This is a genomic window from Endozoicomonas sp. ALC013 (assembly GCF_049310205.1).
GTDB lineage: Bacteria > Pseudomonadota > Gammaproteobacteria > Pseudomonadales > Endozoicomonadaceae > Endozoicomonas.
This window is the reverse complement of record NZ_JBLYNS010000156.1, coordinates 1-10,627: the sequence shown is the minus strand read 5'-3', so window position 1 is coordinate 10,627 and position 10,627 is coordinate 1. Positions and strand designations below refer to the sequence as shown.

At 47.2% G+C, this 10,627-nt stretch carries 9 protein-coding genes; 4 read left to right on the top strand and 5 right to left on the bottom strand.

The window, feature by feature from the left end; translation table 11 throughout:
• Positions 1-18: 18 nt before the first annotated feature.
• A complete protein-coding gene (locus ACO6V1_RS20230) occupies positions 19-162 on the bottom strand; it encodes a hypothetical protein (RefSeq protein WP_422450205.1) in 144 nt (47 codons plus the stop codon).
• A gap of 498 nt (positions 163-660) precedes the next feature.
• Between ACO6V1_RS20230 and ACO6V1_RS20225 the strand changes: the two genes are divergently transcribed.
• Complete coding sequence (locus ACO6V1_RS20225) at positions 661-1,461, top strand: hypothetical protein (RefSeq protein WP_269675406.1); 801 nt, start codon at positions 661-663, stop codon at positions 1,459-1,461.
• 93 nt (positions 1,462-1,554) lie between these two features.
• On the opposite strand, the gene ACO6V1_RS20220 is transcribed toward ACO6V1_RS20225, so the two are convergent.
• From ACO6V1_RS20220 to ACO6V1_RS20210, 3 genes are all read right to left on the bottom strand, one after another.
• Positions 1,555-2,127, bottom strand: coding sequence for a 5-formyltetrahydrofolate cyclo-ligase (locus ACO6V1_RS20220; protein ID WP_422450204.1), 573 nt, complete (start codon positions 2,125-2,127; stop codon positions 1,555-1,557).
• The gene (ssb, locus tag ACO6V1_RS20215; RefSeq protein ID WP_422450203.1) at positions 2,111-2,674 is read right to left on the bottom strand and encodes a single-stranded DNA-binding protein; all 564 of its coding nucleotides are present in this window, start codon (positions 2,672-2,674) and stop codon (positions 2,111-2,113) included. The genes ACO6V1_RS20220 and ssb overlap by 17 nt, the downstream gene beginning before the upstream one ends.
• A gap of 511 nt (positions 2,675-3,185) precedes the next feature.
• Positions 3,186-4,529 carry an MFS transporter gene (locus ACO6V1_RS20210; protein WP_422450202.1) on the bottom strand — a complete coding sequence of 448 codons (1,344 nt, stop codon included), beginning with the start codon at positions 4,527-4,529 and terminating at the stop codon, positions 3,186-3,188.
• Positions 4,530-5,143: 614 nt separating this feature from the next.
• On the opposite strand from ACO6V1_RS20210, the gene ACO6V1_RS20205 reads away from it, so the two are divergent.
• The 3 genes from ACO6V1_RS20205 (at position 5,144) to uvrA (ending at position 9,765) form a co-directional block, all read left to right on the top strand.
• On the top strand, positions 5,144-5,680 hold the full coding sequence (locus ACO6V1_RS20205) for a hypothetical protein (protein WP_422462506.1): 537 nt from the start codon (positions 5,144-5,146) through the stop codon (positions 5,678-5,680).
• Positions 5,681-6,083: 403 nt separating this feature from the next.
• On the top strand, positions 6,084-6,848 hold the full coding sequence (locus ACO6V1_RS20200) for a hypothetical protein (protein WP_422468235.1): 765 nt from the start codon (positions 6,084-6,086) through the stop codon (positions 6,846-6,848).
• Between the two features lie 91 nt (positions 6,849-6,939).
• Positions 6,940-9,765: an excinuclease ABC subunit UvrA gene (gene uvrA / locus ACO6V1_RS20195; protein ID WP_422468233.1), complete on the top strand. Its 2,826-nt coding sequence runs from the start codon at positions 6,940-6,942 to the stop codon at positions 9,763-9,765.
• 70 nt (positions 9,766-9,835) lie between these two features.
• Here uvrA and ACO6V1_RS20190 read toward each other — a convergent pair whose 3' ends face one another.
• A complete protein-coding gene (locus ACO6V1_RS20190; protein ID WP_422468231.1) occupies positions 9,836-10,279 on the bottom strand; it encodes a hypothetical protein in 444 nt (147 codons plus the stop codon).
• Between the last annotated feature and the right edge of the window lie 348 nt (positions 10,280-10,627).

Here is a 10,627-nt window from a genome sequence, read left to right as displayed (position 1 = left end):
ACTTCATCTGACCAACCTTCACAGAGCTGACGTTTCCATAGCATCGGCACCTGCCATGGCTGCATCTTTAATCTGGTGTTCCATCAGGACAATTTCATCCATGGAATAAAAGAAGCCACCAGCTACATGGCGAATCAATGCCAACAGTCCGGGACGATCCATGAACGCATGCCTTGCCACATCAACAGAAAGCACGCCTGCTTTTGCATAATGGTTAAATCGCATAAATTAAAAATCACTCAAAGATTATTTGCAAAATTATATAACGATTCACAGAAAAACCATTTTATTAACTACAAGATAAAAACCATAGTACTAATTAAAAACAACCTGACAAGAAATATAACAACTACTGCTTTATATATATTGATTATGAAAACCCCCTTATATGAAAAAAAAACATTTATCTATTTTTTTATATAGCCATACCATTTTGCGGAAATAAAATATTACTCTAGAATCCCTTTTAGTATCTCTCCATGCAGTAAGCGAGTTCCATTACCGAGCTTAAATTAATAAACAGTCATGAAATATTTCAAAAAAATATATTTAAAGCTAGGAATAATAAGGCTCGCTTACTGTCCAACCGTTCGGTTCTGATCTTTATTTAGAGAGAACCGTTTTTCTTAATTAAAACAGCCATCCGGATAAGGGGTTAGCATGTTTAGAGGAAAGTGTTTATTCATCGTTTTATTGTTATCAATCACATCGGCAACATGGGGAGCCCCTTCCGATACCAGAGTCGGGGTTGAGGATGGGTATTCAGGCGGGAGTTCTTTGTCAGCCATTCTCAGTAGCGGTACTTTCTCTTTCCTTGAACTGGCTGCTCATGCGACCATTCTTATAGGTGGCGGAAACTATGCTCCGGAAAGCCCCTTTACAAAAGTATTGTCATACATCCCGCAAAAGGTTTATGACTTCGGTGCTACCAACGTTCTTTCCAACCGTGTTGCCCACAACGTCTTCCTGAGCCAGCTATTAAGATTACTGCCCGTTGCCAACGACTACGTCTGTGGCATGATGACACTGACGACCGAGGATGGCTATTATATCGACAGCGTTCTGGTAAATCAGGGATCAATACAGAACGACTCACAATTTGAGCATATTGGCGACAATCTTTTTGTGCCAAAAAACAGAGGTATCACCAACCTGTTATTAGTTAAGCAGATGACCGGGTGGTCAACGGCAGGAAGCGCATACATCACTGAAAACCCAATTGACTTATTCGTCACTGTTTCTGATGGTCGACAAACGTCTACTATCAATGTCCAGAAAAGCTCATGCACATTGTACAGTTATGGAAAAGCTCAAGCCTCTATCATAAAGGGTGATGATGTATCTTTCTGTCTGACAAATTCTGGAACCGACTCAAAAGTATCAACGATTACTGCACTAACATCTGCCTACGGTAAACCAGCTCTTATGCGTATTCCCGGGGAAGCCTGCGAAAGCTATTAGTCCGCGATATTCTAAATGATTAATGTTAATCTCTGACAATATCCAAACAGCACCACCCTCTGAGTAAAACAGGGTGGTTTTTACCTGAACAAATTATACCGGATAATAGCGACTGTCCGTTGCAATACCAGACATGTCTATATCCCAATGTTCTACAGGAATCGATTCAACTTTCTGACACTCATGGGCAAGGCCGATAAGTATTGGCTTTTTTGCAGTCCGGGTAAAAGCAAATGTTCTGTCATAGAAGCCTCCACCCATGCCAAGCCTTCTGCCAGCTTCATCAAAACCGGTTAAAGGTACAAGGGCAACATCCAGCTTTTCCGGTGAAATCGGTTCTACCTCCTGCAAGGAAGGCTCAGGGATTCCAAAACGATTCAAAACCAGATGAGTGTTGGGCAGGTATTCAATAAACAGAAGGTTGTTATTGCTCCCAATCACTGGCAGATAACATTGTTTGCCAGAACTCCAGAGAAAATCACGGAGAACGTCCGGATTTATTTCACCATCACTGGCTATATAAATTGCAATGTGCTGGCTATCTGCAAGCTCAGGCCGGGCACTGAGAATATCACACAACATTACACCAGCGCTGACCTGCTGGTCAGCGCTTAATGCCCGGCGGCGTTCGCGGAGAGAGGTTCTTAACTCAGAACGGGATATCATCGTCAAAATCGTCAAAACCTCCAGCAGGCTGTGGCTGGGGAGTTGATTGCGGTTGCTGCGACTGCGCTGGTTGATGCTGTTGCTGTTGTTGTGGTGGTGATCCGTATTGCTGAGGCTGCTGCGGAGCATAAGACTGCTGCTGTTGCGGTGCCTGCTGCTGGTAGCCACCTCCCATCGGAGCACCCATAGCGCCTTCCTGGCGGCCATCCAGCATCTGCAGCTGGCCGCTGAATCCATCAACAACAATCTCGGTAGTATACCGATCCTGACCGTCCTGACCCTGCCACTTGCGTGTCTGCAGCTTACCTTCGATATAGACTTTTGATCCTTTACGAAGGTACTGTTGAGCGATCTCAGCCAGCTTGCCGAAAATAACCACCCGGTGCCACTCCGTTTTCTCCTGTTGCTGACCGGTATTACGATCTTTCCAGGACTCACTGGTTGCCAGACTCAGGTTGGCAACGGCACTGCCATTGGGAGTAAAACGTACATCCGGATCGTTACCCAGATTACCAATCAGTATTACTTTATTAACGCCTCGAGCCATTTAGCTTCTCCGCCATATTCACTCAAACTCAAACAGCCTCCAAGAACAGAGTCCATTCATTGAAGACACCATGGAGTGACCTTACAGGACCACTCCATATTAAAAATTCTCTATTAAAACAAAGGCCCTGTATCTGGTTCCCCGTTTTTATTCTGTATCAACCCGCAGGTTTAATATCTGAACCTAGGAGGCTGTCCGAGAATAGACTGCCCTACTGCGGTGACAGCAAATTGGTCTAAAAAGTCGGAAATTTTTAGCAAATAGAACCACTATTCACTAAAAATTTCCGACTTTTTATCCTCAATTTTCTGCCATCCTCGCTATGGGCGCTATTCTCGGTCAGCCTCCTAGGAGGCTGTCGGACTTAAGACTGTCCTACTGCGGTTGCGATAAATTGGTCTAAAAATTCCTGCTTCTTCGTCAAATAGCCCGGCTATTCTCCTCAGAAGCAGAAATTTTTATCCTCAATTTCTCGCAATCCTCGCTACGGACGCTTAAGTCCGACAGCCTCCTAGCACTGCCCAAACTGCCTTAACTCGGACCAGTTCAGTACCTGCTTATCAACTTTCAGATAAGCTGTTTTCTCAGCGGCAAGCACAGTCACTTCCTGAACACCGTCAATACCAGCAAGCCGCTCTCCCACCGAACTGACATCACCAAGCTCAGGATTCAGGGCCATTACCATAGTACTCACATAAGGTGGTTGCTTCATAGTAACAGACAACCAGCACCACAGGGCAGTGGGAATTGTACAAAGCATTATGACAGCGGGAACACCGCCATACTCCATGGCAACGCCCCCAAGGCTGCCGCCCAGGGCAGCCCCCAGAAACTGACTGGTTGAGTAGCCTCCCATGACAGTGCCACGGGTTCCCACAGGTGCGAGTTTGCTGACCAGGGATGGCAGCGTGGCTTCCAGAAAATTAAAACCAAAAAAGAAAATCAATAAGCCAGCCAACAACATCGTGGCACTGAGCATGCCTTGATAAAACAGCGCAAAAGCCACGAACAGAATGACAATGCTGAAGCTGTAGCACTGCTTGAGCAGTCGCTGACGCTCACTGAAAATAATAAGGGGGATCATCATAACAAATGACAGGCCCAGGACGGCCAGATAAATACCGCCATGGGCAGAGCGATCAAAATCTTTGCTCAACAGCTCGGGAATAAAAATAAATAAAGCCATCAACACAAAATGGAGGGTAAAAATGCCAATAATGTGCCTCAGCAACTCCGGGTTAGTGAAGACCTGATGCAACACCTGACGATCAACAGAACTGTTTAAGTCCCGCCGTTTAATGACCGGCGTTGGCACCAGCAGGATAATCACCAGCATCGCTGCCACCGCCATCAGGGCATTAGCGATAAAGAGTCCGGACAGCCCCCAGATATCACTGACCACCGGCCCCAGTACCATGGCAATGGCAAAGGCAAGGCCAATGCCCATGCCAATCATGGCCATGGCCTTGGTTCGATGCTGATCCCGGGTAAGGTCAGCCATCAACGCTGTCACCGCACCGGCAATGGCACCACACCCCTGTAAAATACGCCCGGCAATCACCCCCTCGATGGTGGTAGCCTGTGCCGCCAGCAGGCTTCCCAACAGAAAAATAAACAGTCCCAGCAGAATAACGGGCTTCCTGCCCCAGCGATCAGAAAGCCAGCCAAACGGAATCTGTAATATGGCCTGGCTGAACCCATAGGCACCAATGGCCACCCCGATCAAACTGGGCGAAGCTCCCTGAAGATCGTCAGCAAAAAGAGCCAGAACAGGCAGTACCATAAACAGCCCAAGCATCCGAAAGACAAAGACCAGGGTAAGGGATACAGCCGCTTTTAATTCAACAAATGACATGGGATAACAGCAAAGTCCTGAATTTTTTTGGTGGTTATAACTGATAAAATTACTGATAAACAGTGTCGCCGCAAGTCTATCAGGATTCAGATCCCGGATGCTATGCAGAAAGCATGCTCACGGATTATAGCCCAGGGGTAATCATCATCAGTGATGATGAGACCCGTTGATGCTTTACCCGGCACTCAGGCAATCGTCGCCAGGTCAGGTGGTCAGGCAAAAACACTCTCTTGCGTCTGCGACAAAATGTCACTGTTGCTACCTTAACATGCTGACTATAAATACAAGTCAAAGCCTCTTGAAAATTCGTTGTGTGCCTATCAAAAACATCAAAATCATCAAAAACAACAGCCGAGCACACGTATCAGGATCTGGTTTACCGCTGGCGGCAGCAGCCTGACATCGAAACTATCAGGAATAAGTACGCTATCCTCACGTGAGTAGATTAATTAATGAGTGATATTTTTAAAAAAAACATCTTTCTTATATTGGTCATTTGTTTTCCCTTACTTGCTGCAACTACAGCAATTCCTGCTGATACATCAGTTTCAGAACCCCCTATTTCGGCACATTACAAAAAGCAAAATAGTGATGGCTCAGAAACCAGCTGCATTGTGACCGGGAATGAAACTCAAGAAGAACGAGAAAGACTGCACAAAGCTGGCTGTACTCTGGAAACACTTCGAAATAACCCTGATATTGATGTTGAGGTCACATTAAAAACAAACACTGGTCCCAGATCGATCCTGATGACATCCAAATACTATTTAATGTGGTTAAACAGCGGCCTCCATGCCGTCAATATCTCTCGCACCTTACCTTTTGCTGTCCTCAATCTGGTGGTTTTTCATCCTGGTGAAGCACTGAAATACCTGGGTTTTTCGGCACTATATAATGTAGGCTTGTCCCGTAATGCCAACCAGACACTCTACCCATTCCTTGGTAAACACCTCTCATCTTACTTTTATCCTGATGGCCGGGATAACCGTAATAACGATGAACCTGAAAGCCTTGGCCTTGGAGGCCACATCCTGGTCATCAGCGCAGATCTTATTATGTGGTGGCTGGAGGCCCCTAACTTTGGCTTTAACATAAACAGTCTGATGCTCGGTCTGGATTTATTTCACTTTGCCCTTGATATGGCAATTTAAACCGGACAAGGCATTTTCTATAAGTAGTTGGCCAAATGGAATCGTATATTTCTGGCTAAGTGGACAGTTACTATGCAAGGCACAACGCAGGGAGCATAGCCGTAGCTATGTGACCGGAGTTGTAACGCCGCAGAGTGACTGTCCACTTAGTCAGAAAATATGATTTCATTTGGTTAACTACTTAAAGTGCCTGACTGACGCAGGAGCCTGCAAAATCAAATAAATTAATCTTTTGGTTGGTACCCTTTTAGAACGCTATTCAAAACCAGCACGTTGGTTGGAGAGTAAACCAGAGGGATAAACATTATCCATGTCAAAAAGCACCTACACCGTTGCCAAGAATAATAAAACTATCAAAATAACACGGCATTTGTTTAATTTTTGGTTTCAATGCATCCAGGCCATGCTGCTTACCATTTCTCTCCCATGTCTGTCCGACACCATCAAAGAAGAAACCACAGGCTTCTCGATGTCAGCCAGCTACACGACAATTAATGAACACGGAAAAGAAACCCTTTGCACAATCTCAAGTAACGACCACATTGAAAAATTGCAAGCGTTGAAAAGCACAGACTGTAAGCTCCCCATGTCAAATGACCCTAATGATCAGTCAGTCATTCTGATCTCCCATAGCCCCTACCATGAAACCAGACAGATATTACTCACTACCCGCAACCTGCTGATGTGGTCCTATATGGCAGTACACGTCTACAAACTCCTGGACTCGGGAAATATCCTCTGGACTCAACAGGAAGCCTGCCCCTGCAGCGGGAAATTAATGGATATCAGCAATAAACCGGACAGGTTAATGACCAAAGGTTTCTTTTTTACCTACTACCTCCTGAGCCTCGGATATCATGGCTGGCGTTATATTCAATCCTATATAAATCCTGGTGCCGCAGCCCCTGACAACAAAACATCTGAGTTCAAGAATGATGAAACTGCATGGTCCGACACACTGAACAACGTCATATCCAGAGTTTCAGAGTATCCTTATACCGGTCAAATTCTGACCTTGGCTCTGGATTCAGCCGCACTGAAATGGGACTGTCGATGCCCTGGCTATTTTACCAACAGCAAAGGTGGCCTTTACTTCAACGGCCACCTCTGGATGCTTTTGCTGAATGTCGCAATTTTTACTACAGACTTGGCGATCGACTACTTATAATACTCCGTTTGCTCTCAGAGCCTGTTGGTGACCTTTTTCAGCTTGCAGAAAGGCCACCAACAGGCTCTCTCACTGGCACGGAGAAAAGGCTGTGGAAAAGATTACCGTACAGGGCGCACGTACACACAATCTGAAAAACATCAACCTGGAGATGCCCCGTGACAGCCTGATAGTAATCACCGGACTATCGGGTTCCGGTAAATCTTCCCTGGCCTTTGACACGCTGTATGCAGAAGGCCAGCGTCGTTATGTTGAGTCCCTGTCAGCCTATGCCCGCCAGTTTCTATCCATGATGGAAAAGCCCGATTTAGACCATATCGAAGGACTCTCGCCGGCTATCTCCATTGAGCAGAAATCCACCAGCCATAACCCGCGCTCCACCGTCGGTACGATCACAGAAATCTATGACTATCTCCGCTTGCTGTTTGCCCGCGTCGGCATTCCACACTGCCCGACACACCACCTGCACCTGGAAGCTCAAACCGTCAGTCAGATGGTAGACCAGGTTCTGGCACTGCCCGAAGGCACCAAACTGATGCTGCTGGCCCCGGTGGTCAGGGGGCGCAAGGGTGAACACCTCCATGTATTCAACGAACTGAGAAGCAACGGTTTTATCCGTGCCAGAATCAACGGGATTGTTACGGATCTTGATACACCACCAAAACTGGATAAAAAGAAGAAGCACACCATCGAAGTGGTCATAGACCGCTTCAAGGTGCGTGATGATTTACAACTGCGCCTCTCCGAGTCGTTTGAAACGGCCCTTGAGTTGACCGATGGCCTTGCTACTGTCAGCTACATGGATGATGACGCTAAAGACGACATTGTCTTCTCTTCCCGTTTCGCCTGCCCGGAATGCGGTTACAGCCTCAATGAGCTGGAACCACGGCTTTTTTCCTTTAACAATCCGGCCGGAGCATGCGCCACTTGTGATGGGCTGGGTGTTAAACAGTTCTTCGACCAGGATCGTATAGTACAGCATCCTGAATTAACATTGGCAGAAGGCGCAATCCGTGGTTGGGACCGGCGCAGCGTTTACTACTTTCACTTGCTGAAATCACTGGCCGCTCACTACGGCTTCAGCATTGACACCCCGTTTGATGACTTAAGCCCGGAACAGCAGACCATTATTCTTCATGGGTCCGGTGATGAAGAGGTCAATTTCAGTTACGTCAATGACCGGGGGGATGTCTATAAAAAACGACATATTTTTGAAGGCATTATTCCCAACTTTGAGCGACGTTTCAGGGACACCGACTCCCAGTCCGTCCGGGAAGAGCTGGCCAAATACCTCAGTACCCAGCCATGCCCATCCTGTAAAGGCACCCGTTTACGCAAAGAAGCCCGAAATGTATTTATCCAGGATGAAACCCTGCCGGACCTGGTTAAATTGCCCGTTGAAAAAGCACTGGTCTATTTTCAGGATCTTGACCTGCCCGGCCGCCGTGGTGAGATTGCCAGAAAAGTACTTAAGGAAATCTGTGATCGCCTGAGCTTTCTGGTCAATGTCGGCCTGAACTATCTTACCCTGGAGCGCAGTGCGGACACCCTTTCCGGTGGTGAGGCCCAGAGAATACGACTGGCCAGCCAGATTGGCGCAGGTCTTGTGGGGGTTATGTATATTCTTGATGAACCCAGTATCGGGCTGCATCAACGGGACAATGAACGCCTTCTGAATACGCTGACCCGTTTGCGAGACCTGGGTAATACGGTGATCGTCGTGGAACATGATGAAGATGCCATTCGCAGCGCTGACCATGTTATCGATATTGGCCCCGGTGCCGGTGTTCATGGTGGTGCCATCGTCGCCCAGGGAACCCCCGGACAGATCATGGACTCGCCGGATTCTTTAACGGGTCAATACCTCTCAGGTATTCGCAAGATCCATGTGCCATCCAACAGAACACCCGCAGACCCGAAGAAAACCCTGAAACTCAGTGGTTGCAGCGGCAATAACCTGAAACATGTCACGCTGGAAATTCCAGTGGGTTTAATGACCTGTGTTACCGGCGTGTCGGGCTCCGGCAAGTCCACCTTAATCAATGGCACACTGTATCCGCTGGCCGCCACAGCGCTCAATAAAGCAACGACATTAACCGCTGCTCCCTATAAAAAGCTGACCGGCATTCAGCACTTTGATAAATGCATTGATATTGACCAGAGTCCCATTGGCCGGACACCACGCTCTAACCCGGCCACCTACACCGGGATTTTTACCGCCATTCGTGAACTCTTCGCCGGCACTCAGGAGGCTCGTTCACGGGGCTATAAACCCGGCCGATTCAGCTTCAATGTCAAGGGTGGCCGATGCGAGGCCTGCCAGGGAGACGGTGTTATCAAAGTAGAAATGCACTTTCTGCCAGATATCTACGTTGCCTGCGATGTCTGTAAGGGCAAACGTTATAACCGCGAAACACTGGAAGTAAAATACAAAGGCAAGAACATCCACGAAGTACTTGAAATGACCGTGGAAGAAGCACTGCAATATTTCGATCCAATACCCGCGATCAAGCGCAAACTGCAAACCCTGATGGATGTAGGGCTTTCCTATATTCATCTCGGGCAGAACGCTACCACCTTGTCGGGTGGTGAAGCCCAGCGGGTGAAACTGGCGAAAGAGCTGTCCAAACGGGATACCGGTAAAACACTCTATATACTGGACGAGCCCACCACCGGGCTCCATTTTCATGACATTGAACAGCTACTCACTGTCCTTCATCGTTTGCGGGATCATGGCAACAGCGTGGTCGTCATTGAGCACAATCTGGATGTGATTAAAACGGCAGACTGGATTATTGACCTGGGCCCGGAGGGTGGTGATGGCGGCGGGCAGATTATTGCCACTGGCACCCCGGAAGCCGTATCGGATGTTCCAGAGTCTCATACCGGCCGCTTCCTGAAACCAATGCTTGCTTGACACGCGACTATCTTAAGGTGCAGAAAAGAAGCCAAATCTGCACCTATTGAGAAGAGCATCCCTATCTACTTCATTCTGGTCGATCTGGAAGGTCATCCCCGGCTGCTTGCAGCTCATGCGGTACGTCATCCCCGGCTGCTTGTCGCTCACACGCATCCAACAAAGTACAGACTCGCTCGAAAATAAAGCCTCCAGGGCGCATACATACCTGTTCGGCAATTTTCGTAACGATCACAATCACAGGATATATACAAATTGCCTCTAGAACAGTTACCACCTTCATCGCAGTGTCTGATTCACGTGCTTTTAACCGACGTCCTAGCTCGGTACTGGTAAACAGGTAATGATGTCCGATACAACCTACACAAAAAGGTACTGCCGCAGTAATAATGGCAACGCATCGGCCAAAATCTGTTGCTTTTTTCCTTATATGGCGTGAAACACCAGCCGATGGCAGATTGTCAACTGCATCGTGGGCACCTTGTTGAACCTGGTTTACACCTGAAGCCTGCATAGTAACAACCTCTTGAAATGAGCAATTAAATGAATTGCATTACCGATCATAATTTTTGGACAAGATTTGTTGACAAAAGTTTCGTTATATAATCATCCTTTATTAGCCCCCAATTAATGCCTCACCCTGTCGGCAAAAGCCATGGACTTTTACTTTCAATTATCAAGATAAATGCAAATAGGAACACTTTGTTTCTATTACTCGAGTAATAAACTTGACTGCACCATGACCTGAATCCAGTAAACTATTTCTTCCAGTATCATGACTGGGTTCTGACTGGCAAGCCGCTATTAACACCACTTCTGGTCAATCTGTCCACCGGCAAACATTACGAACGTGGAATTGACT